This window comes from Gilliamella sp. ESL0250, assembly GCF_013345045.1.
Lineage (GTDB): Bacteria > Pseudomonadota > Gammaproteobacteria > Enterobacterales > Orbaceae > Gilliamella > Gilliamella apicola_H.
Genome location: NZ_JAAEDV010000001.1, coordinates 308,492 through 334,864, shown reverse-complemented (window position 1 = coordinate 334,864; position 26,373 = coordinate 308,492). Strand labels below are relative to the sequence as shown.

The 26,373-nt window shown below is 35.9% G+C and carries 21 protein-coding genes; 9 read left to right on the top strand and 12 right to left on the bottom strand.

Features of this window, described 5'->3' with window-relative positions; all coding sequences use genetic code 11:
* Nucleotides 1-150: 150 nt before the first annotated feature.
* Both dld and rlmF read right to left on the bottom strand, forming a co-directional pair.
* A complete protein-coding gene (gene dld / locus GYY69_RS01520) occupies nucleotides 151-1,848 on the bottom strand; it encodes a D-lactate dehydrogenase (RefSeq protein WP_174796096.1) in 1,698 nt (565 codons plus the stop codon).
* Between the two features lie 181 nt (nucleotides 1,849-2,029).
* Nucleotides 2,030-3,004 (bottom strand): 23S rRNA (adenine(1618)-N(6))-methyltransferase RlmF, encoded by a 975-nt coding sequence (gene rlmF, locus GYY69_RS01515; RefSeq protein WP_174796095.1) that lies wholly within the window; start codon nucleotides 3,002-3,004, stop codon nucleotides 2,030-2,032.
* A 243-nt stretch (nucleotides 3,005-3,247) separates the two neighbouring features.
* On the opposite strand from rlmF, the gene GYY69_RS01510 reads away from it, so the two are divergent.
* The 3 genes from GYY69_RS01510 to mscM all read left to right on the top strand — a co-directional run bounded on the left by GYY69_RS01510 (nucleotide 3,248) and on the right by mscM (nucleotide 8,475).
* Entirely contained in the window at nucleotides 3,248-4,660 is a 1,413-nt protein-coding gene (locus GYY69_RS01510; protein ID WP_174796094.1) for a sodium:proton antiporter, read from the top strand.
* Nucleotides 4,661-5,003: 343 nt separating this feature from the next.
* Nucleotides 5,004-5,852, top strand: coding sequence for an archaetidylserine decarboxylase (gene asd, locus GYY69_RS01505; RefSeq protein ID WP_174796093.1), 849 nt, complete (start codon nucleotides 5,004-5,006; stop codon nucleotides 5,850-5,852).
* Nucleotides 5,853-5,856: 4 nt separating this feature from the next.
* A complete protein-coding gene (gene mscM / locus GYY69_RS01500) occupies nucleotides 5,857-8,475 on the top strand; it encodes a miniconductance mechanosensitive channel MscM (protein ID WP_174796092.1) in 2,619 nt (872 codons plus the stop codon).
* Here the strand turns inward: mscM and GYY69_RS01495 are convergent.
* Complete coding sequence (locus tag GYY69_RS01495; RefSeq protein ID WP_174796091.1) at nucleotides 8,472-9,002, bottom strand: DedA family protein; 531 nt, start codon at nucleotides 9,000-9,002, stop codon at nucleotides 8,472-8,474. The two genes, mscM and GYY69_RS01495, sit on opposite strands and share 4 nt — an antisense overlap.
* Before the next feature lie 187 nt (nucleotides 9,003-9,189).
* Here GYY69_RS01495 and fdhD point away from each other — a divergent pair, with 187 nt between their 5' ends.
* The 5 genes from fdhD (at nucleotide 9,190) to GYY69_RS01470 (ending at nucleotide 14,952) form a co-directional block, all read left to right on the top strand.
* Nucleotides 9,190-9,996 (top strand): formate dehydrogenase accessory sulfurtransferase FdhD, encoded by an 807-nt coding sequence (gene fdhD / locus GYY69_RS01490; protein WP_174796090.1) that lies wholly within the window; start codon nucleotides 9,190-9,192, stop codon nucleotides 9,994-9,996.
* A 271-nt stretch (nucleotides 9,997-10,267) separates the two neighbouring features.
* On the top strand, nucleotides 10,268-11,086 hold the full coding sequence (locus GYY69_RS01485) for a purine-nucleoside phosphorylase (protein ID WP_174796089.1): 819 nt from the start codon (nucleotides 10,268-10,270) through the stop codon (nucleotides 11,084-11,086).
* Nucleotides 11,087-11,142: 56 nt separating this feature from the next.
* Complete coding sequence (locus tag GYY69_RS01480) at nucleotides 11,143-12,381, top strand: nucleoside permease (protein ID WP_174796088.1); 1,239 nt, start codon at nucleotides 11,143-11,145, stop codon at nucleotides 12,379-12,381.
* 179 nt (nucleotides 12,382-12,560) lie between these two features.
* Nucleotides 12,561-13,496, top strand: coding sequence for an EamA family transporter (locus tag GYY69_RS01475; RefSeq protein WP_174796087.1), 936 nt, complete (start codon nucleotides 12,561-12,563; stop codon nucleotides 13,494-13,496).
* A 979-nt stretch (nucleotides 13,497-14,475) separates the two neighbouring features.
* Nucleotides 14,476-14,952 carry a hypothetical protein gene (locus tag GYY69_RS01470; protein ID WP_174796086.1) on the top strand — a complete coding sequence of 159 codons (477 nt, stop codon included), beginning with the start codon at nucleotides 14,476-14,478 and terminating at the stop codon, nucleotides 14,950-14,952.
* 121 nt (nucleotides 14,953-15,073) lie between these two features.
* Here the strand turns inward: GYY69_RS01470 and amtB are convergent, their stop codons facing one another.
* The 9 genes from amtB to GYY69_RS01425 all read right to left on the bottom strand — a co-directional run bounded on the left by amtB (nucleotide 15,074) and on the right by GYY69_RS01425 (nucleotide 25,307).
* Nucleotides 15,074-16,354 carry an ammonium transporter AmtB gene (amtB, locus tag GYY69_RS01465; RefSeq protein ID WP_174796085.1) on the bottom strand — a complete coding sequence of 427 codons (1,281 nt, stop codon included), beginning with the start codon at nucleotides 16,352-16,354 and terminating at the stop codon, nucleotides 15,074-15,076.
* A 21-nt stretch (nucleotides 16,355-16,375) separates the two neighbouring features.
* Nucleotides 16,376-16,714 carry a P-II family nitrogen regulator gene (gene glnK / locus GYY69_RS01460; RefSeq protein WP_160432205.1) on the bottom strand — a complete coding sequence of 113 codons (339 nt, stop codon included), beginning with the start codon at nucleotides 16,712-16,714 and terminating at the stop codon, nucleotides 16,376-16,378.
* A gap of 275 nt (nucleotides 16,715-16,989) precedes the next feature.
* Nucleotides 16,990-18,477, bottom strand: coding sequence for a dGTPase (gene dgt, locus GYY69_RS01455; RefSeq protein WP_174796084.1), 1,488 nt, complete (start codon nucleotides 18,475-18,477; stop codon nucleotides 16,990-16,992).
* 48 nt (nucleotides 18,478-18,525) lie between these two features.
* Nucleotides 18,526-19,596, bottom strand: a complete 1,071-nt coding sequence (gene purK, locus GYY69_RS01450; protein WP_174796083.1) for a 5-(carboxyamino)imidazole ribonucleotide synthase — start codon at nucleotides 19,594-19,596, stop codon at nucleotides 18,526-18,528.
* Between the two features lies 1 nt (nucleotide 19,597).
* Nucleotides 19,598-20,098 carry a 5-(carboxyamino)imidazole ribonucleotide mutase gene (purE, locus tag GYY69_RS01445; RefSeq protein ID WP_174796082.1) on the bottom strand — a complete coding sequence of 167 codons (501 nt, stop codon included), beginning with the start codon at nucleotides 20,096-20,098 and terminating at the stop codon, nucleotides 19,598-19,600.
* A gap of 169 nt (nucleotides 20,099-20,267) precedes the next feature.
* Nucleotides 20,268-20,618: a RidA family protein gene (locus GYY69_RS01440; protein WP_174796151.1), complete on the bottom strand. Its 351-nt coding sequence runs from the start codon at nucleotides 20,616-20,618 to the stop codon at nucleotides 20,268-20,270.
* A gap of 25 nt (nucleotides 20,619-20,643) precedes the next feature.
* A complete protein-coding gene (gene uvrB, locus GYY69_RS01435) occupies nucleotides 20,644-22,647 on the bottom strand; it encodes an excinuclease ABC subunit UvrB (RefSeq protein ID WP_174796081.1) in 2,004 nt (667 codons plus the stop codon).
* A 383-nt stretch (nucleotides 22,648-23,030) separates the two neighbouring features.
* Complete coding sequence (gene modF, locus GYY69_RS01430) at nucleotides 23,031-24,503, bottom strand: molybdate ABC transporter ATP-binding protein ModF (protein WP_174796080.1); 1,473 nt, start codon at nucleotides 24,501-24,503, stop codon at nucleotides 23,031-23,033.
* 15 nt (nucleotides 24,504-24,518) lie between these two features.
* Entirely contained in the window at nucleotides 24,519-25,307 is a 789-nt protein-coding gene (locus GYY69_RS01425; RefSeq protein WP_174796079.1) for a TOBE domain-containing protein, read from the bottom strand.
* A 285-nt stretch (nucleotides 25,308-25,592) separates the two neighbouring features.
* Here GYY69_RS01425 and modA point away from each other — a divergent pair, with 285 nt between their 5' ends.
* A complete protein-coding gene (gene modA / locus GYY69_RS01420) occupies nucleotides 25,593-26,345 on the top strand; it encodes a molybdate ABC transporter substrate-binding protein (RefSeq protein WP_174796078.1) in 753 nt (250 codons plus the stop codon).
* Nucleotides 26,346-26,373 lie beyond the last annotated feature (28 nt).

Genomic DNA, 26,373 nt, shown 5'->3' with positions numbered 1-26,373 from the left:
TGAATAACGCGATAGCTGTTGTATCGCGTTGTTATCCGTCTAAAAAAGATTCACAGGAGCTGTTCAATAAAACACCATCAGATAGTATTTTTTGGCGGTTAAATTTCAATACTTGACGGTGTCTACAATTTAACATAACTCGACCATGTATTAAGCCCAATTTTTCTTTTTGGACGTTTTACCTATACCCGGATTAAGACTGTTTGTAGGATCAAGCTCTTGATAGAATTTTTTCAAATCCTCATTGGCATGATACAAATGCCCCACATTGTGCTCGGCTGGATATTGCGCACCACGCTGATCAAGCAATGCTAAAATCTCCTCCTTAACTTTATCGCAATCTACCCCTTTTTTAGCAATATAATCTTGATGGAACACATAACAGAAAAAATGCCCATAATACATTTTGTAAATAAAGTTTTGATCGATGCTTTCTGGCAGTGTTTCAAACCAATCGGTATCATTACGCCTTAGTGCAATATCTAATGCAACAATGTTTTCTACTGTTTTGCTATGTACATTTCGGTAAGACGTTGCAGCCCCCGCTGCTGCAAAACGGTGTAACATTGCCGCTTCGGCCTCTTTTTCATTGCACAAAAAATAATTACCATTTTTATTTTGAAAATAGTCTTTCAAAAAAGCTTCAGCTTCAGCAATCCCATCATCTGCCATCTTTAAAATAAGATGATGTTCATAACGATCACGATAATCACGCAATGACTTTGGTAAATGATTAGGTAAAAATTTGCAGGCGAAGATAGAAAACCGATCCGAAAAGTTTTTAGGGAAAAATGGGATTTTTGCCGTAACACGATCAACCCAATTTTTAAAAACAAACATGCGCGGCATCATATCGGTACCTAACTTGTTAATAGCTAGAAAGGTCGGTTTTCCATAAACCGCAGCAATATCAAACGCCACACGATGTATATATTCACCCGACACAGGCAACGTTTTAAACTGCCCTAAAATATGGCGACGAATACCATTTAGTTCATTAATATCATTGGTACCGATATAAAAGACTGCCGATTTTTGCTCAAGTGGAAAAGTATCAAGACGCACCGCAAAAACCATCAAGCGCCCTGCACTACCTGATGCTTCATAATGACGGGCGGGATCAGCATTAAATCGTGCAGGTGTATCAGCATCAATTTCACGAACATGATCACAATAATGATGATCATGCCCTAAACCAGCATCACGTTTAATATCCTTATCGGTATAGGTATGATTTTGCAAGTTCTGTAAAATCGTTTCTGGATCATCCCCCAGTTCAATCCCTAAATGATTCACTAAGCGCAACTGCCCTTGCTGGTCTAATTGCGCAAACACTGCCATTTGTGTATACGCTGGCCCACGCTGAATAAGTGCTCCACCAGAATTATTACATACACCGCCCATCACAGAAGCGCCAATGCAAGATGAACCAATGACCGAATGCGGTCCACGATGATATTTTTTTAACTCTTTTTCTAACCTAAATAATGTACTACCCGGCAAACAAACAACCTGCTCACCATTTTCAATCACTTTAATCCCATCTAATCGACGAGTACTGACAATAACAATGGGACGATCATAATCATTACCATCGGGTGTCGATCCCCCTGTTAAGCTCGTATTGGCTGATTGTGTGATAACAATCACGTCCGCTTCAACACACGCTTTTAATACCTGCCACTGCTCAACTAACGTCCCGGGTAAGACAACGGCCAATGCATCACCCTCACCAAAACGAATACCTTGACGATAAGGTAACGTACGGTTAGGGTTTGTTAAAGTATATTTATGTCCAACAATACCTTGTAGCTGCTCAATAAGTTGAGCTGTTTGATTACTTTTCATATCGGTATTTCCTATGCATATTGAAGATTGGGTTGTGTTAATAATGGTTATTAAATAACCACCCATCTTAACCAAAAGCAATACAATAAGCTATCGGTATTTTATTAGAATAAACTAAATGAATTTAAGCTACTTTTTACAACAAAATCTGCTCACTTGAATAACAAAAAAGTGGACTAATTTATTGTGGTTGCTCTGTCTTTTGGGCATTTTTTAACAAAATTTGTTGGCGCTCATGTTGATCAAAAAAAGACCACGCGACAAATCGGCTAATTTTTTGCCCTTGTGCCATGGGAATAATATGGCTTTGAACGACATTGGCTTGTTTCAACTTTTTGTTGATTAATGATAAGGTCTCTTTTTTCGACACTAATGACGAAAACCACAAGCATTGGGTTTTATATTCAGTACTTTCGCGAATCATATTAGCAATAAAAGCGGCCTCGCCCCCTTTGCACCATAACTCTGCATGTTGCCCACCAAAATTAAGTACGGTTTTTGGTTTTGAATGCGTTAATTTACCTAACTTCTTCAGTTTAGTTTGTGCACTTGCCAGCGCATCTTGTTCCGAAGCATGGAAAGGTGGATTACATATCGTTAACGCATAAAATTCGTTAGGCTTAATAATATGCTTAAAAATGGCTTGATTATCTTTTTGTAATCGACACTGCAAAGTGTTTTTTAGTAACGCATTGGCCTGTATTATTAAAGAGGCAACCTTGATAGCCGCTGGATTGATATCACTTCCCACAAACGACCAACCATATTCAGCACAACCAATAATGGGATAAATCACATTGGCACCAACGCCAATATCTAAAACGCGAATTTGCTTACCTATCGGAATGCTATTTTGATTATCTTGTGCCAATAAATCGGCTAAATAGTGAATATAATCCGCTCGACCCGGAATGGGCGGACATAAATAACCATCTGGAATATCCCAATAATTTATTTGGTAATCATTAAATAACAAGGCTTTATTTAATATTTTAACTGCCATCGGATCGGCAAAATCAATTGATAAATTACCATATAGATTCGGCTTTACATATTGAGACAGTTCTGGAAGTCTACTCATGAGCTTTGCAAAATCATAACCATTTCGATGTTTGTTTCGGCAATGTAATTGGGGCTTTTTTAATGAGGTTTGCACGGTTGTCCTATTTTATCCAAAATCAAATAATCGCTATTATAACGGCTTAACTACAATATACGAAAACCCAGCTAACAAATTAATCAAAATTGTTACGGTGGGGTATTGTTTTTTTTAGGTTATTATTATGCAATTAAATTCCCAATATAACTATTTTTACCTAATCCCCATATTCAACATTCGATAAATTAAAAACTCTTTGCTATAATCCCTCACCACTTTAAAACCAAAAACAAATCCACAATGAAAGCCCTTATACCTCTTATCACCTTAACCCTCATACCTTTTGACCTTTTTGCTATGGATTTTAACGGTCAAGATTTATCACTCTTTTGGGGTATTCCGTTTGTGGGAATTTTGCTTTCAATTGCATTAATGCCACTATTTTTGCCTCGGCTTTGGCATCATCATTATGGCAAAGTTATTACTTTTTGGACAATTTTGTTTTTGCTGTTTGCTTTGTATGCATTTGGTTTACAAACTACCGTCAACCTGACCGCTCATGCAGTGGTAGCCGAATATATTCCTTTTATTTTGTTATTGCTGGCACTGTTTACTGTTTCGGGAGGAATTTTGATTAAGAGTGATGCGCTCAGTACACCCAAACGCAACGTTACTTTACTGGCAATTGGTACGCTATTAGCGTCGATCATGGGCACCACAGGTGCTGCCATGTTAATGATTCGGCCATTGATCCGAGCCAATCGTAATCGAAATTGTTCTATGCACACTATTATCTTTTTTATTTTTTTAGTGGCTAATATTGGCGGAGGATTAACCCCGCTGGGCGACCCACCGTTATTTATTGGTTTTTTAAAAGGCGTTAATTTTGGGTGGACAGTTAAACATATGCTGTTGCCAGTTCTACTTAGCTCATTACTATTATTAGCAATTTATTATGTTATTGATTGCCACTACTTTCGTTTGCAATATGGCAATTTATCAGAACTGAATTCCATTTCAAAATCCAAGAACGTTAAAATTTATGGAAAAAACAATATTTTCTTATTAATAGCAATTATTACCTGCGTACTAATGTCTGGCATTTGGCATTCATCGGTTAGTTTTACAGTTTTAGGTACATATGTTACTTTACCCAATTTAATTCGCGATAGTTTGTTTATTATCATTACCCTCATTTCAATGCTAATCACCCCTAAACAGGTACGTGCAGGTAACGAATTTAATTGGGAACCTATCATCGAAGTTGCTAAACTATTTATAGGCATCTTTATTACTATCGTTCCGGTACTTACCATGTTACGAGCTGGTAGTCATGGCGCATTAGCCCCAATCGTATCACTGGTAACCAATACACAAGGTGAGCCAATCAACAGCATGTACTTTTGGTTATCAGGTTTACTTTCTGGCTTTTTAGATAATGCGCCAACCTATTTAGTCTTTTTTAATCTAGCTTCGGGCGATGCCACGACCTTAATGACAGTGCTTGAAAAAACCTTACTGGCTATTTCAATGGGATCGGTTTTTATGGGAGCGCTTAGCTATATAGGTAATGCACCCAACCTTATGGTCAAAAACATTGCAACGCAAAATAAAATTAACATGCCAAGCTTTTTTGGCTATATGAAATGGTCAATATGCATTTTAATTCCGGTGTTTATTATCAATAATTTAGTGTTTTTTATACTCTGTTAACTTAGGCGGTTCACAAGCCCCCATTCAAATGATTGTGATACGGCAAATAGCCATTCTATATTCACTAGAAATTAGGTAATGTGTTTCTTAATCCGATGAAGTATAACCCAAGCTTAATTTTTATCTTTAGCCGTGTCATGTCATTTTTGTTAAATAGAATTTAAATAACTAGCAATGAATACCATATTTAATTATTTACCATTAACTTTCTTAGGCATGATAAAGTGTTTACAATATTGGTGCTCGATATTACCGATTACACATTATTCATTTTAGCCGTTTTACACTTTATGTATAAATCTTGGTATAATGCCGTATTTCTATCTTTACTTGAGAGTTATATATGTTAAATCAGTTAAAAGCAATTATTCAGTATCTTCTTCCTAAGCAGCTATTAACCATCATATTTGGATGGCTGGCAAAAAAACAGTTGGGAAAAGTCACTACATGGATGATTATGGGCTTTTGTAAACTGTATAAAGTGGATTTGAGCGAAGCAAAAATTAACGATATTAAAGCGTTTAAAACCTTTAATGACTTTTTTGCCCGTGAATTAAATGAGAATGCACGCCCAATTGATGCTACCGATAGTGTCGTTGTTATGCCAGCTGATGGCGTTATTAGTCAGTTTGGTACAGTTCAAGATACCCAGCTGTTACAGGCTAAAGGGCATTTTTATTCTTTAGAATCACTGCTTGCTTGTCATCCTGATATGATCAAGTTTTTTAAAAATGGTTCATATGCAACCACTTATTTATCACCTAAAAATTATCACCGCTTTCATATGCCTTGCGATGGTGTTTTGCGTGAGATGATTTATGTGCCTGGTTCACTGTTTTCAGTCAATAAGGCGACAACGGAAAGCATTCCAAATATTTTTGCACGTAATGAACGTGTAATATGCCTTTTTGAAACTGATTTTGGACCAATGGCGCAAATTTTAGTCGGAGCAACCATTGTTGGTAGTATCGAAGTACCATGGGAAGGTGTCATTACGCCACCGCGCGAGGGTGTCATGAAACGTTGGACATATTCAGGTGAAGTCAAATTACAAAAAGGGCAAGATATGGGTTGCTTTAAATTGGGGTCAACAGTGATTACGTTATTTGCATCAAATGCAATTGAGTTTGAAAACCACCTTAAAGTGGGCGATGTTGCACGTGTAGGTCAAAAATTAGCTAATAGGATATAACTTTATGTGGATTCGTGGTTTTTTATGCTTTGCTGCTGTGTTGTTTTCTTCACTAACCTTTGCCGAAGAAACCACGCCCATCATTAATAGCGAGGATGATCTTTCGCAAGTTGTTCAACAATTGAGTGATAAAAATGATGAACTCCGGCAAAATATGGAGTTACAAAAAACGCATTTAACCAGCATTGTTAATGAGCAAAACAATATCACTACGCAGATTTCACACGTACAAAATACGCTAGCAACGCTTGACGAGCAAGGTGAGTGGTTGAGCTTTTCAACCGCTCTGGGCGAAACCTTGCGTCAACAGTTATTACGATTACCCGAAAAGCCTAAATCACAAGCACTAGATGCCGAAATTGCTGAGGCCAAAGCCCAACAACTTAATTATAGTAATATTTTAACTGCGTTAGACGATTATCCAACCTTAACAAGTCCGATTAATAACGTCAAAGAAGCAACACAATATCGCCGTTTAATTCGGGAACAGGCCGAATTACTTAAGACACTTATTTCAGGTACTGATACCACAATTTTAGAATTGACCAAATTAAAAATTGCTAATAAACAATTAACTAATGCGATCGATGAAGTGAACGATGCCGCACATAGGTACTTCTTTTGGGTGGCGGATGTTAATCCAATATCCTTGAGTTATCCAATCAATTTAGCTAAAGATGTGGTTTATGTCATTTTTTCAATCGATACCCTTTCACAACTTTATAATGCCAGTACTGAGGTACTGAGTGCACCCAAACCGCTATTTTTAATCATTTTATCGTTACTCTTTGTGTTTACGCATTTTAAAATGCGCACCAAATATAATACCTTTTTAACTCAATCAGCCAGCCGCGTGGGTAAAGTGACACAAGATAGTTATTCTTTAACCCTAAAAGTAGTTATCTTTTCATTAATTATGGCGTTACCGGTGCCAATTTTGTGGGCGGTGTTTGGTTATGCATTGCAAATTAATTGGGATTATCCTGTTGCATATGCATTAGGTTATGGTGTAAATGCAGCAGCGCCAATTTTATGGGTGTTTATTATTTCAGCGCACTTTGCATCATCTAATGGGCTATTTATTAGCCATTTTGGTTGGTCTGAACGGAGCGTACGCTCGGCAATGAAATATTATCAGCTTTCGATTTGGCTTGTGATTCCATTAGTGATGATAGTGATGAGCTTTGACGAGTATAACAACCGCCAATTTGCTGCCACAATTGGTCGTACAGCTTTTATTTTTTTATGTTTTGCTTTAGTGTTTATGACTAACGCCATCCATCGCGCTGGCGTGCCTCTTTATATTGATAAAAAAGGAACAGGCGATAATTTATTAAGTCATATTTTGTGGTTTATCTTATTAAGTGCTCCTTGGCTTGCCATTATTGCTGCTTGTTTGGGCTATTTATCAACTGCGCAAGTGTTATTAGGCCGCCTTGAAGCATCAGTTATTATTTGGTTTGCACTATTAGTTATTTATTACATGATTCGCCGTTGGATGTGGATTCAAAAGCGTCGTATTGAATTTGAACGCACCAAGCAACGCCGTTTAGAACGGATGCAGCGGGCAAAATCACAAGAAGATGATCTTAACTCACTGAACGAAAGTGTCGATGAACCTGTTATTAATTTAGATGTTATTAGTGCCCAATCTTTACATTTAGTTAGATCGATTATTATGATGATTGCGCTCATTACTATGATTTTGCTGTGGTCTGAACTGCATTCGGCTTTCGCTTTTATGAATAATATTAAGCTGTGGGGAACCAGTGCCATTGTTAATGGTACCGAAATTGAACAATACATCACCCTTGGTGCGGTATGTATTGCAATTTTAGTGATGACAATTACCGTGCAACTCGTCAAAAATCTACCTGCTTTATTGGAGTTAGGCATTTTACAGCATTTAGATTTAGCCCCAGGAACAGGTTATGCGATTTCGACGGTTTCAAAATATATTACCTTAATGATAGGTAGTATGATTGCGTTTTCGTTTATTGGTATCGACTGGTCTAAAATTCAATGGTTAATTGCTGCACTAGGTGTAGGGTTAGGTTTTGGTTTACAAGAAATATTTGCCAATTTTATCTCTGGTTTAATCATTTTATTTGAAAAACCGGTGCGCATTGGCGATACTGTGACAATTCGCGATTTGACCGGTAATATCACCAAAATTAATACCCGCGCAATTACCATTGTTGATTGGGATCGTAAAGAAATTGTGATGCCCAATAAAGCTTTCATTACCGAACAATTGGTAAACTGGTCGTTATCAGATTCGATCACTCGGATTGTATTAACCATTCCCGCAACTATCGATGCTGATAGTGATCTGGTTATCAAACTTTTACAACAAGCCTCAGATGAATGTGAATATGTGCTTAACGATCCTGAACCACAAGTATTTTTGGTAGATATCCAAGAAGGCATTCAATTATTTGAATTACGTGTTTTTGCTGCTGAAATGGGACACCGAATGGTACTGCGAAGCACTATACATAAGCTGATACTTGAAGCTTATCGTAAACATCATTTGACGCTACCATTTCCACCATTGCAAACCAATTTAGAAGCATTGGGGCGCAAAAGTGGACGTCGTAGTTATACCATAGGCACGCTTTAGCCAAAGAGTGTTTCTAGCCAAGGCACACCAAGCGCACCTGGTGCAAGCAATACAAATGCCCAAACTGGCGCAGAAGCAATATTGGCTAAATTAAATTTGGTGGCTGGCATGTGCATTGCGCCAGCTATTAATGGCACAATTGCGCGTAGTGGTCCAAAAAAACGACCAATAAATACCCCAAATGTTCCATAACTTTGAAAGAATTGTTCGGCACGATAAACTAATTTCGGGTGCTTATTAAGTGGCCATGAAGCAATAACTTGTTGATGATAGTGTTTTCCTAGCCAATAAGAAAGTAAATCGCCAACTACAGCGCCCGCCGTGGCAACAATTAATACCGGTACAAACGATATTGCTCCTCCACCAATTAAAGCCCCTACCCCAAATAAAATGGCAGTTGCAGGAACCAAAAGCGAGATGATTGCCAATGATTCACCAAATGCTAATAAAAATATAATTGGCAATGCCCAAATTTGATGATGCTCAATAAACTGCATAATGGCCAGTGTGATTTCGTGTAATGACATAGGCTTATGTTTGTGAATTATGAATTGATTATGGTCAACTATTTTACCATAATATGGGTTACTTAGCGCTAAGCATGCTATCTATTGATAGAAACTTACACGCGTTAATGTTTATTAGGTTAATTCACATTTGAGCTTGTGCTTATATAGTCGTTTTAATTACAACCCAATTAACAAGAGACAAATCATGGCGATCGGTATTGAATCAATTCTAGTACAAAAATTTAAAAACTGTGAGTTGCAAAACACTCAAACTGATGTGATCGCTATCGAAAAACCTGTTGCGTTAATTTATAACGGTATTTCGCATGTAGTGATGATGGCAACCCCCAAAGATTTGCACTATTTTGCAATGGGATTTTCGTTAACTGAAAATATTATTCAATCGGTTAATGATATTTATGGCATTGATATTATTGATACCCCAAAAGGTATAGAAGTCCAGATTGAACTTTCGTCGCGACGCTTTAGTGAACTGAAAGAAAAACGCCGTAATTTAACAGGACGCACGGGTTGCGGTATCTGTGGCACTGAACAGATAGAGCAAGTTTGTCAAGTCATCCCCACTTTGCCACGAATAAATCAAATTAAGTTAGCTGATTTTAGTGGCAGCTTAAATAGCTTATTGCAAGTTCAACAAGTCGGTCAACAAACGGGTTGCACTCATGCCGCTGTGTGGCTGGATTTGAAAGGCCAATTTATGGCGGGGTTTGAAGATATCGGCCGGCATGTCGCATTAGATAAACTGCTTGGTTTTAGAGCAATGCAATTACCTAATAATCCTAACTATCAACATGGTGTGGTATTGGTTTCAAGCCGCGCCAGCTACGAAATGGTGCAAAAAACGGCCAAGTGTGGTGTGGAATTTTTATTAGCGGTTTCGGCAGCAACCTCAATGGCCGTTGATTTGGCTAAACAGTGCCATTTAACTTTATTGGGATTTTTTAGAGGCGATAAAGGGGTAATCTATTCTGGCGATGATCGCCTAGCTTAATGACGATTTTAGTATTAACCCATATTGATGGATAAAATTAATTTTTAACTTAATAATTTGAATAATAAAAATAAAAAAACTCATTATTTAATTCATTCTAAGATATCGCAATTCGTACCTTTCTTTATTAAGCAAAAATCTTCATAATATACATCATTACTTTTTTTAATTATTTTATAAGTTTATTGTCTAACTGAACTAATTAATCGGTTCAAACTGTTTATTCATTCTATTTTACTTTATAACATTTAATTTTTGAAAGGATACTATCATGCATCAAACTTCTGATATTCAACAAGCCGTTAACTATATTCAAAAACACACGGACAAAAAACCAACTATTGGAATTATTTTAGGTTCAGGCTTAGGGCCTTTTGCCGATACACTTGAAGATGCTGTTCACATCCCTTATGACACAATTCCACATTTTGCCAAATCAGCAGCAGTAGGCCATGCCAATGAATTAGTTATTGGCAAATGCGGTAACAAAACCGTCGTGGCAATGAAAGGACGCTTTCACTATTATGAGGGATTTTCATTAGATCAAGTCACTTTCCCTGTTCGTGTGATGAAAATGCTTGGCGTTGAAAAATTAATTATCACTAATGCATGTGGTGCAGTCAATACCAGTTTTAAACCGGGAGATTTAATGCTCATTACTGATCATATCAATCTTACGGCTAATAATCCGCTCATTGGACCAAATAATCCTGATTTAGGTGTGCGCTTTTTAGATGTGAGTGAGCTTTATAACAAGCAATTACGCTCAACAGTCCTTGATGTAGCCAAAGAAATTAATATTAATTTACAACAAGGTGTTTATGCTTGGTGGACAGGTCCAACTTATGAAACACCTGCTGAAATTAGAATGATTCGCGTGTTAGGTGCCGATGCAGTGGGTATGTCAACCGTACCAGAAGCAATTATAGCGCACCATTCTGGCATTAAAACCATTGGTATTTCGTGCTTAACCAATATGGCCTGCGGAATTTTAGATCAACCATTAGGACACGAAGAAGTCATTGAAACAGCTGAACGCGTTAAAGCAACCTTTTTACAACTTATTACAAAAACGATTGAACGTTTTTAATCGATACTTTTATATTGGTTTTCTATAAAAAGTTCACTTTATTTTAGGAATAAACAATGGACATACAAAATAGATTAAAAATAATGATGTTTTTCCAATATTTTATTTGGGGAAGTTGGCTAACCACTTTTGGTGCTTATCTATTTAATACCTTACACTTTTCAGGTATTGAAGTATCGATGATTTTTAGTACTAAAGGTTTAGCTGCATTAATTACACCATTTATTATTGGCATCATTGCCGATAAGTTTTTGCAAGCTAAATATCTTTATCTATTTTGCCATTCTGTTTGTGCTATTGCGCTTTTTTATGCCGCATCGGTGACTGATTCAGCCATTTTATTTTGGGTGATGTTAGCCAATGCATTAGCATTTATGCCAACTATTGCCTTATCTAACTCAATCAGTTATCACTGCTTAGATAAAGCAAACTTAGATACTGTCTCTGTCTTTCCTAAAATACGAGTATTTGGCACAGTTGGCTTTATCGTCGCAATGTGGACTATTAGCTTATGCAAATTCGAGTTGAGCAATGCTCAGCTCTATATTGCTTGCTCTGCCTCGGTTTTACTTGTAATTTATAGTGCAACATTACCTAATATTACTGTATCTAAAAACCAAAAACAATCTTGGATTTCTTATTTAGGATTAGATGCTTTTGTGTTATTCAAAAAACCTGTCATGGCAGTATTTTTTCTTTTTGCTATGTTGCTTGGCGCTATATTACAAATTACCAATACTTTCGGTGGTGCTTTCTTGCATGATTTTGCTAAAATTCCAGAATTTAAAGATAGTTTGATTGTGCAATACCCTGCTATCTTATTATCTGTTTCGCAAATGGCTGAAGTCGCTTTTATCTTAACTATCCCATTTTTTCTCAAAAAATTTGGCATAAAAAAAGTCATAATGATAAGCTTAATTGCTTGGACACTTAGATTTGGTTTATTTGCATTTGGCGATCCAACACCTTTTGGATTTGTGCTATTAATGCTTTCAATGATTGTCTATGGGTGCGCATTTGACTTCTTTAATATTTCAGGCTCTATTTTTATTGAAAAAGAGGTCAATTCTGATATTCGAGCCAGCGCTCAAGGGTTATTTATGACGATGGTTAATGGTATTGGTGCTTATTTTGGCTCAATTTTAAGTGGTATTGTTGTTGACATGTGTACACACGATGGCAACAAAGATTGGCAAACAATTTGGTTAATTTTTGCTTCATATGCACTTGTCTTAGGCATTGTTTTTTATTATTCATTTAATTATGACCATACTAAAAGCAATTCTGCTGGATAATGGCAAATCCATTTAAATTAATCGATTTTAAAAGATTATTTATCGCTTAATTATTTAATTTAACTTGTTAAAAAATCTTAGGGAGGTTGTTTGAAATCAACCGCCCTTGAAGATTTTTGTTGTATTTTTGTGTCGATAATTTTCGACAATGTTATTTTTTAGTGTGATGAGATTTTGATATGAAAGATAATTTTTTAGGTGGTTTTCTGGTTTTTTTAGGCGCATGCAGCTTTGGTGTACTATCTTCAATTGTAAAAACAGCTTATAAAGCGGGCTATACATTAGGGGAAGTCACGGGTATCCAGTGTTTTTTAGGTATGCTAATGTTGTGGAGTATTCATTTTATTGTTAAAGCTGTACATAAACCCAAAGTATCTGCATCAACTAACACACCATTAGCGACATCGACAACTCAAAATCCTGAATCAACAAAAAAATGGAAGGTTTGTGCCGTTGGACTCTTTCCTGGATTAGTGGGTATTTGTTATTATCAGTGCGTTCAGTTAGTACCTGCATCAATTGCAATTATTTTATTAATGCAATACTTGTGGATTAGCATCATTATCGATTTTGTTATTTTTAAAAATAAACCTACGATTATTCAACTTGCAACAGTAATTGTAATTATATTGGGTAGTAGTTTAGCTGCAGGCATGTTTAACCAAGATATTACTTTAAATTTAACAGGCTGTTTTTTTGGTTTTTTAGCTGCGCTAATGTATTCGCTTTTTATTAGCACTAGCAGCAATATCGGCAATGAGTTACCTAAACTTGAAAAAAGTGCTCTAATGATTACTGGTGCATGTTTTGTTACATTTTTGATTTTTCCGCCGTTGTTTTTCTTTAAACTTGATATTAGCGATAAACTGTATCAATTAGGATTTTTATTAGCATTACTTGGAACGGTGCTACCACCCTTTCTATTTTCGATTGGTATCCCTAAAATTGGTATTTCATTAAGTGCGATTCTTTCAGCCGCTGAATTACCTGTTGCGGTGTCTTGTTCATTTTTTTATTTGCATGAATCAGTCTATTTTATCCAATGGATTGGGGTGGGTATTATCCTACTAGCAATTGCATTATCTAACTTAAAGCATATTAAAAAATCTGATTAATTTTAGATTATTGGGTAGGAGAAGAATTTTCCTACCTTTTTACTTTGATTGAGTTTTGATGTTTCCATTCAAAATTAATGAAGACTCATTGCAATTCAATTAAGCCAATCACGCTTAGATTTACAAAAAATTTGTTGTTCAATCTACTTTAACTTTAACATTCTTAATCTATATCATATCGTTGAATTAACCTAGCTCGCCTTAATTTTATTATTAATCATTAGCCAAATACTGGACAGAAATCTCTAATAATACCAGTATTTATTATTTAGCAAAAAGTGATAGAATGAAGTGATAATACCTAAAGGTATTGAAAATCTAATCTATCATCACCATTTAAGATCATCTAATAAGTATGATCTACATTGCAGATGTTAGCTCAAAAGACAAATGATTCCATGATCTACGTTATTTTAATAGCTTTAATAGTCAAATATATAAAAAATGATTATGGTAGATTTACTTTCTTTTCGGTTTAATTATCGTGAGATTTTAAGAAAAATCTTTAACAAGAAGATTAAATCTAGCAATATTATTGAACTTTCCAAAATTAAATGTGTCTTATATAAGCATGACTACTGTGAAATGGTATTAGTTTTTTTATCTAAAATAGTCGGTCGTTTGCTATTAAGTTATTTTCTCTAATATTAAATTAAGCGTTTTACAGTATTGATAACATCCCGTAATTAGCCTTTAGATAAGGTTTATAAGTAAATAAGACTATTTATTATTACAATCTAACTATTTTTCGTATAGTAGTTATTCCCAATAGTGTTTTATTTTTTAAGCTGTTATGCTTTGAAATTTAAATTCATTAATTTGAATATCTAATGGAAAATTTATTAAATTTTTGAATTTTTTTATTTTTATATTTAAGCATTATATTAACCTGAAACATTTTACATAAAAAAGTAATATTCGCTTTTCTTCATTGGAGGCCTTGTTATCTTTTTATCTTAATTAAAAAGGAAGTTAAAGAATGAAAACATATAAAAAGCCTTTATTTACCTTAGTACATAGTAATGCAGCAATACCCGAGCACAGGACGCTAGCTTATTTAGATCCTACATTAAATTATTATACCGATCATATTGATGAGATTATTGCCTTGCGTGTTAAGGAACTTAAATTACATCATTCTGAATACAGAGAGTACCATGATATGCACAAAGGCAATAATAAAAGTGGGTTTTCTTTTATCTTTCATGAGGTATTTGAGTCAGAACACCATAAAAAACAAATTGGCATGTTGAAAGATGAAATCGCCATTGCCAAAGAGTCTGATAAAGTAAAGGAATTACTAAATACTCGGATAAAAGCAATCGCTAATGTTTATCCAGAATTGCAGTTTAATTTTAATGATATGCAGGTTTTACCGACCAAAGTAAAAGAGTACCTTTTTGCACCGCCTTTAGTCTTAACTGAAGATAATGCCATTATGCTTTGGGATAATTAAAAATATTTACTTAACAATAATTAATAAAAGCCATAATTTACAGGGATCTTCCCTGTAAATTATTTTTCATTTTAATCATTTTTATGTGTAAAAATTAATTAATAACAATTTTACTTAGTGATTAACTATTAAATGCACTTTCGCCGTGGCTGTTAATATCTAAGCCTTCTCGCTCATGCTCCTCTGAAACACGCAAGCCAACACAAAGATCTGCAATTTTATAAGCAACAAAAGAAATAACCGCTGTCCAAATTACACACGTCATAATGCTCATTAATTGAATTCCGACTTGGCTTATCATAGTAATGCCTTCGGCATAACCAATACCACCTAATGATTCTGATGCAAATATACCCGTTAATACACAGCCTACTATACCACATACGCCATGTACGCCAAATACATCACAGGTATCATCAACTTTTAAAATTCTTTTGAGTGTTGATACGCCCCAGACACCAGCAAAACCGCAAATAAGCCCAATTAGCATAGCACCACCTACGCCAACAAGGCCCGCAGCAGGCGTTACGCCAACTAACCCCGCTATCACACCTGATGCTGAACCGAGGCATGATGGTTTGCCTCGTAAAGACCATTCAGCTAATGTCCATGCTAAAACCGCAGCTGCTGTTGCAGCAACTGTGTTAATAAAGGCTAAACCTGCGATCTCATCAGCATGCGTTGATGATCCTGCGTTAAAGCCGAACCAACCAATATAAAGAATTGCTGCGCCGAGATAGACATAAGGTAAGTTAAATGGTTTTAGTGGTTCACGGTTATAGCCAAGACGATTTTTAATTAAATAAGCGCCAACAACTCCGGCAATTGCTGCATTAATATGCACAACAGTACCACCAGCAAAATCAAGCGCGCCTTCATCGCCCAAAATTCCGCCCCCCCATACCATGTGTGCCATGGGAATGTACGAAAATGTAAACCATAACACCATAAAGATTAATACGGCTGAAAAACGCATTCGTTCAGCAAAGGCACCAGGAATTAAACAACAGGTAATACAAGCAAATGATCCTTGAAATGCCACCCAAATGAGTTCATAAATCGAACCTGACACATCCGTAATGCCAATACCCGTTAATAGAAAGTGGTTAAAATTGCCATAAAACCAATTTCCTTCACCAAAAGAGAGTGAATAACCATAAGTAATCCATAATACGGCAATCAGTGAAAAGGTTACAAGGACTTGAGATAACATCGATAACACGTTTTTGGAACGTAATAAACCGCCATAAAACAGAGCAATACCGGGCACAGACATAAAAAGTACTAAAGCAGTACAGATCATCATAAATCCATTATCGGCTTTATCAACTATGCCGGCTTCATCAGCAAAGGCAGTACTTGAAAATAAAATAGCTAAAGAAAGAATAAATTTTTTCAACATAATGATATCCTTAACAATAAATTACAGCGCCGAGTCGTCGGTTTCGCCTGTACGTATACGTACCACATGATCAAGTGAGGTGACAAAAATTTTGCCATCGCCAATTTTTCCCGTATGTGCTGCTTTAGCAATGGTACTAATGACTTCGTCAAGCTGCTCATCGCTAATAGCTAAGTCAATTTTAACTTTAGGTAGAAAATTGACATTATATTCGGCGCCACGATATAGCTCTGCATGACCTTTTTGTCGTCCAAAACCTTTGACTTCGGTAACGGTTAATCCTGTGATACCTATATCAGATAAGGCTTCCCGAACTTCTTCTAATTTGAACGGTTTTATAACTACTGTGACTAGTTTCATCAATCGCTCCTAATAAATATGAGATTACAAAATAAATGATGCAAAGAGCATGCCAACAAATGGTTACTTGAACCAAATAGGGTTATTTAAGCTGAATTTATATAAGATAATAAAAGATAGACGTTATAAAAATGTAGGCTATGTAGTTTAGTTTGACATACTAAAAAAGGTATAAATAATCAAGATTTGCTTTAATATATTGTTATCTTGCTATGCACTAATATGGTGCCAATGCATATTCGTGGTGCTCATCCATTATAATCAATTTCTACGAGTTAGAATGTCACCATTAGCTTGCGATATTCGTCATAAGCAAAGTGATCAGTCATACCGCTAATATAATCTTGTAATAAGCGACACCGATAATAAAATTCCATGCAAGCAAAACCTGTTTTATTTGGATGCAGTTTGTTAATTGCTTGTTCATAAGCGACACAATGTTTTGATGATAATTTATGATATAAACGCGTTTCAATAAGATAATCTTTGTGATGTTGGTCTTCAACTAATTTTAAAAAATCTTCGGTAGGCATATCAAGCAATGGGCTATAAATATCTAGCAATCCGCTAATAATTCGGTATCCCTGCAGTTCAATATTTTCGACCGACTCATGATTAAATATATGTTCAAATCCCACTGTTTTAAAAATATTGAGCAATTTATATTCGGCACCGTAATCTTCAAGTAAAGCATGATTAAAAGCGCCGTGATAAATTGCTTCAATATTTTCAATAAATCGTTCGGCTGCATGCGGTACCAGTTTACCAATGGAGTTGACGCGTAAATACATAAAAAATTGATCGATGCCAATTGCATCATACCCACTCTGCTTTAGGTTTTCATAAGGGTATTTAACCACTGTGTCAAACAAATCACCTTTTTTAATTGGTCCCCATGCTTCAGCTAATTGAATATAAAGCTGTTTTACCGTTAGGATTCTCTTTTCAACAGCATCTTCAAGATCGGCAATACAGTATGAGATATCATCGGCAGCCTCCATAATGTAAGTTAATGGATAACGATGAAATGGTTTGATATCAAGTTGTTTAGAAAGTTCCTCAATAAATGGTTCTTCTGATAAATAATAGCCCGGTTTTTTCATTAAATAAGAAAATTCGATGGGAACCTGCTTAGACCAATAAGCTGGTCTAGAATATTTCAGAATCGAGGCAATTTGTGAATAAGTTAAATTGAGGCGTAATATAGTATGCACTAAACGAATTGCTTGCGCATTACCTTCAAAATTTGATAAATCTTGGCGAATTTTGGTTTTAAGTTCTTTTATTTTGTCATCATCATTGTTATTGATTTCAAGCACTGGATAAATTGTAGATTTGCCAAGACCTAAGCGTTGTGTAAACCATTTATTAATGGCGGCCTCACCAAAATGACCAAATGGAGGATTACCTATATCGTGCATTAAACAGGCCATTTCAACTAAGCTTTCAATCGCCATTATACAATTATCAAGCCCATATTTTTTTAATTTTCCAGCTTTACCCAAGCGGTTGATGATTTCTTTGACAATATAACGGCCCACTTGTTGTACTTCCATAGAATGAGTTAGTCTCGTTCTGACCACAGAATTCCGTTCTAATGGAAAGACTTGCGTTTTTTGTTGTAGGCGACGAATGGCGGCTGAGTTTATGATGCGTCCACGATCACTTTCAAAACAACGTACTATTGAGTATTCATCTGACAGTGCTTCACTCTTTTTGCTAGCATAACGTTGATAATTGATTTTTTGATTAAAGTTGATCATGGTTCTATCTCTAATTTCATGCCTTAATTGATTTAAATTACTAAATCGTTATAAATTTTGCTTTACCCATTCAACACTTTTTTGATAATCATTAGGCAATAGCGGTATTAGATCTTCTAACGATTTTAATAATTGACTAAACTGGCTATGCGTTAAGTTTAAATGCCCTACTTTACGCCCCGCTCTGACTTCTTTTTCATACCAATGTAGATGCACTAAATTGATAGATAACCAATTAAGATTTAATTCTGTACCAATTAAGTTGACCATAATCGATGGCGCAAAGACATCAGGCTTAGGGAGTGGTAATCCTAATATTGCGCGAAGATGCAATTCAAATTGGCTTATTGAGGCACCATTTTGTGTCCAATGACCGCTATTATGTACACGAGGGGCAAGTTCGTTGATCAGTAATTCCTCTCCAACAATAAAGCACTCCATTGCCATTACGCCAATATAATTTAATTTATGCATAATGGCAGATAGCATTTGCTCAGCTTTTATTTGTAATGAAGGAGATTCGTTCGGTCGTACAACACTTATTTTTAATATACCATCTTGGTGGAAGTTATTGGTAAGTGGATAAAATACCGTTTCACCTTTTGCATTACGCGCACCCACTAATGACATCTCTTTTTCAAATGGAATGGCCTGTTCAACAATGGCGTTTTGATAAATATCATCTGGGACGGTGGTTGGGTGATTAATGGCTATACGCCATTGCCCTCGTCCGTCATAACCACCAGTTCGACGTTTTATAATTAATAGATCACCCAGTTCATCAAATAACTTTGGCCAATCTTGGGGTTGATTAAGCGCAAACCATTTAGCTGTAGGTAAGCCAAGTTCATCAAGCAGCTGTTTTTGAGTTAAACGGTCAGCAATAAGTGGAAAAACATCCCGATTGATAAAATGGGGATGCTTGGCTAATACCTGTGTAAATGGGGTATCAGACCATCGTTCAATTTCAGCTGTTATTACCGACTGTTGATATGGAATAACTGTCGGATCGACTTCCTGTCCAACTGGATAGACTTTAATACCTAATGGTTCACCAGCTTGCTTAAGCATTCGTCCTAATTGTCCGTTCCCCAGTACACAAACAGATTGAAGTTTCATGTTATGCATTCACTCTTGGATCAGGCTGATTTAATACCTCATCAGTTTGAGTTAATCGCCATGTAGATAAGCGTTGATAAATATCTTTATCATGTAAAGCAAGAATCTGCATAGCAAGTAATGCCGCGTTAGCTGCACCAACCTTACCAATTGCTAAACAACCAACCGGAATCCCTTTCGGCATTTGCACGATAGAATAGAGGCTATCTATGCCATTTAGTGCAGCACTTTGTACGGGAACGCCTAATACGGGAATTAATGTTTTAGCAGCTAACATGCCTGGCAAATGAGCCGCACCACCGGCACCAGCTATAATCACCTCAAAACCTTTTCGCTTAGCATCTTCAGCAAAGCGAAATAACTTATCGGGCGTACGGTGAGCAGAAACGATTTCAACATGGTAGCGAATAGTCAATGCATCTAAGATATCTGCAGCTTGTTGCATAGTGTCCCAATCACTTTTAGAACCCATGACAATGGCAATTTTAGGTTGAGTGTGCATAGCGAATGTTTGAATAATTAAAATGAGATGTATGTAAAGTATACACTAAAATTTAGGGGATTGGGATAGTAACGATTCTATCTATTGACAATAAATGCACCAAGTCAAGGTGGTATAATTTGAATAATCAAAGTGATACCGCCGAATAGTATCGGCGATAATGAAAATGTTAATCTTTTACAGCAGCCACAATTTTAATTTCTATCAGATATTCCTTTTTCATCAAGCCTGCTTGCACTGTGCAACGAACTGGCGCACTCCCTTTAGCTACCCATTCATCCCACGCTTTATTCATTGCAGCAAAGTCACTTTTATTGACCAAAAATAATGTCGCATCCAATATAAGTGATTTATCACTATCGGCTCGTGCTAATATTTTATCAATTTCAGCCAATGCACTTTTGGTTTGTATATAAGCGTCATTTTCAAGCTTAGTAGGAACACTTGTGTAATAAATCACGTTATTATGAATCACAGCTTCAGACCAACGATCATCAGGATCAATTCGTGTTATTGTCATCATATTTTCCTTTTTGGATGAGTCATTAAGATACTTTAATAAAATCCGCACGCAATTTTTTTATTTCATCACGTAGTACACCCGCTTTTTCAAATTCAAGATTTTGAGCCGCTTCATACATCATTGTTTCAAGTTCTTTCACTTTTGCTTGTACTTCTTTAACTGAGACATAATGATAAGGTTTACCTGACTCAAATGCTTGTACTTTGGCTGTCGATTTCTTGGTACTTAAACCGGCCTCTAATATATCTTTAATTTCTTTACGTACTGATTTTGGTGTGATGCCATGTGCTGTATTAAAGTTTTCCTGTTTTTGACGACGGCGAGCGGTTTCGTCAATTGTTTTTTTCATAGCTGGAGTAATTCTATCAGCATATAATATCGCTTTACCATTCACGTTTCGAGCTGCACGTCCTACAGTTTGAATGAGCGAGCTTTCAGAACGCAAAAAACCTTCACGGTCAGCATCTAATATTGCTATTAAAGAAACTTCAGGTATATCTAGACCTTCTCGCAATAAGTTAATTCCCACTAGCACATCCACTTTTCCTAAACGTAAGTCTCGAATAATTTCCATTCGTTCAACCGTGTTAATATCTGAATGCAAATATTTGACATTGACATCATGTTCTGACAAATAATCAGTTAAATTTTCTGCCATCCGTTTAGTAAGTGTGGTCACCAAAACGCGCTCGTCATTGTTAATACGAATTTTGATTTCAGATAACAGATCATCAACTTGTGTTGCAACCGGTCGAATTTCAATAATAGGATCTAATAGTCCTGTAGGTCTAACCACTTGTTCAATAATTTCACCACCTGATTTTTCAATTTCGTATTTGGCGGGTGTTGCTGATACATAAATGGTTTGTGGCATAATATTTTCAAATTCTGCAAACTTTAAAGGCCTATTATCTAACGCTGACGGTAAACGAAAGCCATATTCAACTAGGTTAAGCTTACGTGAGCGGTCACCATTATACATTGCACCGATTTGTGGAATTGCAACATGCGATTCATCAATAAATAATAATCCGTCTGGTGGCAAGTAATCAAATAACGTTGCTGGCGGATCGCCCGGATTACGCTGGGCTAAAAAGCGCGAGTAATTTTCGATGCCAGAGCAATAGCCCAGTTCGGTCATCATTTCAATATCAAATAGTGTTCGCTGAGTTAAACGTTGTTCTTCCAGTAGGCGATTGTTATCTAACAATACTTTTTGTCGCTCTTTAAGCTCTTGTTTAATTTGCGCAATGGCATTTTCCATAATATTTCTTGGCGTTACATAGTGTGTTTTTGGATAGATAGTAATCCGTGATACTTCATTGATACTATTACCTGTAAGTGGATCGAACATAACAATACGATCGACTTCATCATCAAATAACTCTACGCGCACGGCAAGTTCATCTGAATCAGCAGGAAAGATGTCTATCACATCCCCTCGAACACGAAACGTACCACGACTAAAGTTGATTTCATTACGCATGTATTGCAATTCGGCCAAGCGAGTTAAGATTGAACGCTGATCGGTTATCGTGCCTTTTGTTAGGTGCAATATCATTGACATATAGGTTTCTGGCGCACCTAAACCATAAATTGCCGATACTGAAGCAACGATCACCACATCACGTCGTTCGAGTAACGATTTAGTGGCAGAAAGGCGCATCTGCTCTATATGCTCATTGATTGAAGCATCTTTTTCAATAAATGTATCGGTTGAAGGTACATAAGATTCAGGTTGATAGTAATCGTAATAAGATACGAAATACTCAACCGCATTTTCAGGGAAAAAAGCCTTCATTTCGCCATATAACTGAGCTGCCAGTGTTTTATTGGGCGCTAAAATGATTGTTGGGCGGTTATGCGTAGCAATAACGTTTGCCATAGTAAAGGTTTTACCTGATCCCGTTACGCCCAATAATGTTTGATGAGCAATTCCATCTTCAATATTTTGATTAATTTTTTTTATTGCTTCAGGTTGATCACCAGCAGGCTTAAATTCGGAACATAATTTAAATTTTTTCATTACATCACAACCTAATATTTTACCTATTAATAAAAATTATCCCCAAAAGGACTTGACCTTTAAAAATCTTCTATTTTTCGTTCAGTTCCCTTTCTTATGTATAAAAAAGCCAATAAATTTATACCTTGATTTATGATAAACAATTGATATTAAACAAAAAATATTTTCATGATTAAGTTGCAATCAAATCAAGAAAAATCCTGATAGTGACTGAGGTTAGCGCTTTTTTCAATAAACTACTCACAGAGTTATCCACAGGTAACGGGGATAACTTCATAAGTGTAACCTTTATAAACTTTTTTCAAATATCAAGATAAATTTTCATAAAAAAATCCATTTTATTTTTATGGTTTTCCCTATTTTTAAACCTGTTTTTAATAGGTTTAACTAATTATTTCGCTTAACTGTTCAAAGCGATATTGATAGCTATCATCAAAGTCATGAACGAAAGTTAATCGATGAGTGATGCATTTAGGCGCATCTTCTGCATGATGAGACACAAAGAGTAACTGCGTATGTCCTTCACTAATTAAGCGATCTATCCAGCGTTTGACTAATTCTCGATTAAGATGGTCTAGCCCTTGCAATGGTTCATCTAAAATAAGTAGTGTCGGATGTTTGACTAAAGCTCTAGCTATCAAAACTAATCGTTGTTGTCCCCAAGAGAGCGATTGAAATGGATTATCCGCCTGCATCTGTAAACCTAACAACTGTAACCATTCATCAGCCAATTTAGCTTGTCTATCACTAGGAGCCTGATAGATACCGATCGAATCAAAATAGCCAGACAATAATACGTTTTTAACGCTAGAACTAACACGATAATCCAAATGCAAGCTACTGCTGACATAACCAATATGGCGTTTAATATCCCATATGGTTTCGCCCGAGCCACGTTTTCGACCAAATAAAGTAAGATCATTGCTATACCCTTGTGGGTGATCGCCGGTGATTAGACTTAATAGCGTCGATTTACCTGCACCATTAGGTCCAACAATTTGCCAATTTTGTTTGGCTTTGACTTGCCAAGTTAATCCATTAATAATTGTTTTATCGTCATAATGGACATAGCCATTATTTAATATGACTCGATCTAATTGATCTGCTAATCGTGTTGGTGATTCATCAGCTTCTGGTAATGGCATATTGGGTATATTTTCCAAATCAGCTAATTGCTTAACTGTTGCATCGTTTAATATTGTACTCTTTGTATCAATTTTCAAGAGTTGGCAATCAGCTAATATACCAATATTTTCGATAAAATCAGGAATGTCATTAAACCGATTTAGAACAAGAATAATAGTAATGTTTTGTTTTGCAAGATCAGCAAGTATTTTAGCTAAATTTGCACGTGATGCCACATCTAAACCATCAAATGGCTCATCTAATATCAAAAAATCAGGTTGCTGCATCAAAGCTCGGCAAATTAAGGTTTTGCGTGTTTCGCCTGTTGAAAGATATTTAAAGCGTCTGGTTAGTAGGTGATTAATTCCAAATTGTGTTGCTAATTGCCGACAAAGTTGTTGATTAAAATTATTTTCTTGAATGATTTGTTCAGTAGTTAAGCCTATATCATTTTCACCTTCGCTTAGCATATCTGTATTATTACGCTTAAATTCATCATCAATCAGCTTTTGAAGCTGTTCAAACGAGATACGGATTATAGATTTAAATTGATTGATAACTTTTCCAGTTAATAATTTTTGTTCTCCGGCCAGTGCTTTAGCTAGTATAGATTTACCACAACCATTACGCCCCACAAAGGCCACATGACTGCCTTGATTGATTAACAGCGATTCAATAATAAAAACTTGGTAATCACTAATTTTAAAATGTGCGTTTTCTATTTGTAGCATGGTAACCTCATATTGCTAAACTAATGTCGCAACAATAATATGTTGTGGATGAATAAATAACGTAGTTTGTTTACCTACGGTTAAGGCTGATTGTTTAACTTCATCAGCTAATTTACTAGCATAAAGCACGACGCCAGAAGATAATGAAAAAGTAATTTCGCTCCATTTGCCATCTGTTGTGATCTTTTCAACGGTAACCAACAAGTGGTTCTCATTCTCTACCTCTTTTGTATTTGCCCATTCAATCATCGGAGCTTTAATTAGCAACAAGACAGTTTTATCAATACTCAACTTTAACCGCTCAATACTCGACTGCGTAATGTAAACTGATAACTCAGTTTGATTATCACAGAGTAGTACAGTAATAAAACCAGCAACATCGCTTGTTTGAATCTGCTTAACTGTGCCATATAACTGATTTCGTGCACTTGTTTGCAATGATAATCTTGCAGTAGCTTTTAAAATATCATCCAATGGAACCTTATCATCACTCAATATGTTAAATGCAGTTTGTTGCAGCTGAGTTAATAGATCATAAAGTTGAATGAACCTAACAGCATAAGCACTCAGCTTAGTGCCACCACCATTTTTACCGCCAATTGCAGTAATTAAAAAAGGTTTAGGTGCTAATTTGTTAATTTCATTGATAGCGTCCCACGCTGTTTTATAGCTAACGCCAATTTGCTTGGCAGCCTGACTTAATGAGCCGGTTTGTTCAATTGCTTTTAACAGCATAATGCGCCGTGGATCAGTAAATAACCGTTGCTGAATATTCAACGTTAATAAAATTTCAGGAGAGAACATAATTTAACACCATGCACAACCAACCAAGTTGGAGGAGATATGAGTGATTATTGTAAACGCTTTTTAGTATTCCATCAAAATATGCTACAAATCTTATCGATTGCTGTCTGGGTCTGGCATCAGTTTAGTTGTACTTTATAAATAAATTTTGCTAATATCGATATATATTTTTTTATATAGCGATTGTTAGATTATTTACTTAATCACTCGAGATATTCCATCACAGCCAAATATCTACAAAAACATGAATCATCAAAATTAACTTATTTTTATTGTGAGGAAAAAATGAAGAAATTGATTGAAATTATTAGTGCTTTGGCAATGATAGCGATGTCTTTTTCAGCAATGGCAGCTGAAAAATTGACTGTATTTGCCGCCTCGTCATTAACTAATGCGATGCAAGATATTGCGACGCTTTATAAAGCTCAACATCAAGATGTGGATATTGTATTTTCGTTTGCTTCGTCATCAGTATTAGCGAAACAAATTGAACAAGGAGCCCCTGCCGATATATTTATGTCAGCCGATCAAAAGTGGATGGCTTACCTTATTGAGCATAATATTGCGAAGAATAAACAAGACCTATTAAAAAATGCATTAGTTCTTATTGCCCCAAAAAGTTCACCATTAGATAACGTCTTAATTAATAACAATACCAATTGGCAAGCGATTTTACCTAAAAACGAAAGAATTGCCATTGGTGATCCAGATCACGTTCCTGCGGGCCTTTATGCAAAAGAATCACTCACTCATTTAGGAGTATTTGACAAATTATCACCACAATTTGCCCCAGCTAGCAATGTGCGAGACGCTCTGATGTTAGTTGAGCGTAACGAAGCCGCTCTTGGCATTGTTTACAGCACCGATGCCAAAGTAAGTGATAAAGTGAAAATTGTTGGAACGTTCCCTGCAAATACATTCAAATCTATTGAATACCCAATCACGTTATTAAACTTAAAAGCGAACGATTTTTATCAATATTTAAATTCACCGCACGCTAAAGTCATTTTTGAAAAATATGGGTTCATAACAAAGTAATTTACCGCAGGTGGTATAAAAAGATACA

Bases quoted from the DNA above. Each gene is read 5' to 3' on its own strand.
- dld (WP_174796096.1), bottom strand. From the start codon at position 1,848: ATGAAAAGTAATCAAACAGCTCAACTTATTGAGCAGCTACAAGGTATT.
- GYY69_RS01510 (WP_174796094.1), top strand. From the start codon at position 3,248: ATGAAAGCCCTTATACCTCTTATCACCTTAACCCTCATACCTTTTGAC.
- asd (WP_174796093.1), top strand. From the start codon at position 5,004: ATGTTAAATCAGTTAAAAGCAATTATTCAGTATCTTCTTCCTAAGCAG.
- mscM (WP_174796092.1), top strand. From the start codon at position 5,857: ATGTGGATTCGTGGTTTTTTATGCTTTGCTGCTGTGTTGTTTTCTTCA.
- GYY69_RS01495 (WP_174796091.1), bottom strand. From the start codon at position 9,002: ATGTCATTACACGAAATCACACTGGCCATTATGCAGTTTATTGAGCAT.
- fdhD (WP_174796090.1), top strand. From the start codon at position 9,190: ATGGCGATCGGTATTGAATCAATTCTAGTACAAAAATTTAAAAACTGT.
- GYY69_RS01485 (WP_174796089.1), top strand. From the start codon at position 10,268: ATGCATCAAACTTCTGATATTCAACAAGCCGTTAACTATATTCAAAAA.
- GYY69_RS01480 (WP_174796088.1), top strand. From the start codon at position 11,143: ATGGACATACAAAATAGATTAAAAATAATGATGTTTTTCCAATATTTT.
- GYY69_RS01475 (WP_174796087.1), top strand. From the start codon at position 12,561: ATGAAAGATAATTTTTTAGGTGGTTTTCTGGTTTTTTTAGGCGCATGC.
- GYY69_RS01470 (WP_174796086.1), top strand. From the start codon at position 14,476: ATGAAAACATATAAAAAGCCTTTATTTACCTTAGTACATAGTAATGCA.
- amtB (WP_174796085.1), bottom strand. From the start codon at position 16,354: ATGTTGAAAAAATTTATTCTTTCTTTAGCTATTTTATTTTCAAGTACT.
- glnK (WP_160432205.1), bottom strand. From the start codon at position 16,714: ATGAAACTAGTCACAGTAGTTATAAAACCGTTCAAATTAGAAGAAGTT.
- dgt (WP_174796084.1), bottom strand. From the start codon at position 18,477: ATGATCAACTTTAATCAAAAAATCAATTATCAACGTTATGCTAGCAAA.
- purK (WP_174796083.1), bottom strand. From the start codon at position 19,596: ATGAAACTTCAATCTGTTTGTGTACTGGGGAACGGACAATTAGGACGA.
- purE (WP_174796082.1), bottom strand. From the start codon at position 20,098: ATGCACACTCAACCTAAAATTGCCATTGTCATGGGTTCTAAAAGTGAT.
- GYY69_RS01440 (WP_174796151.1), bottom strand. From the start codon at position 20,618: ATGACAATAACACGAATTGATCCTGATGATCGTTGGTCTGAAGCTGTG.
- uvrB (WP_174796081.1), bottom strand. From the start codon at position 22,647: ATGAAAAAATTTAAATTATGTTCCGAATTTAAGCCTGCTGGTGATCAA.
- modF (WP_174796080.1), bottom strand. From the start codon at position 24,503: ATGCTACAAATAGAAAACGCACATTTTAAAATTAGTGATTACCAAGTT.
- GYY69_RS01425 (WP_174796079.1), bottom strand. From the start codon at position 25,307: ATGTTCTCTCCTGAAATTTTATTAACGTTGAATATTCAGCAACGGTTA.
- modA (WP_174796078.1), top strand. From the start codon at position 25,593: ATGAAGAAATTGATTGAAATTATTAGTGCTTTGGCAATGATAGCGATG.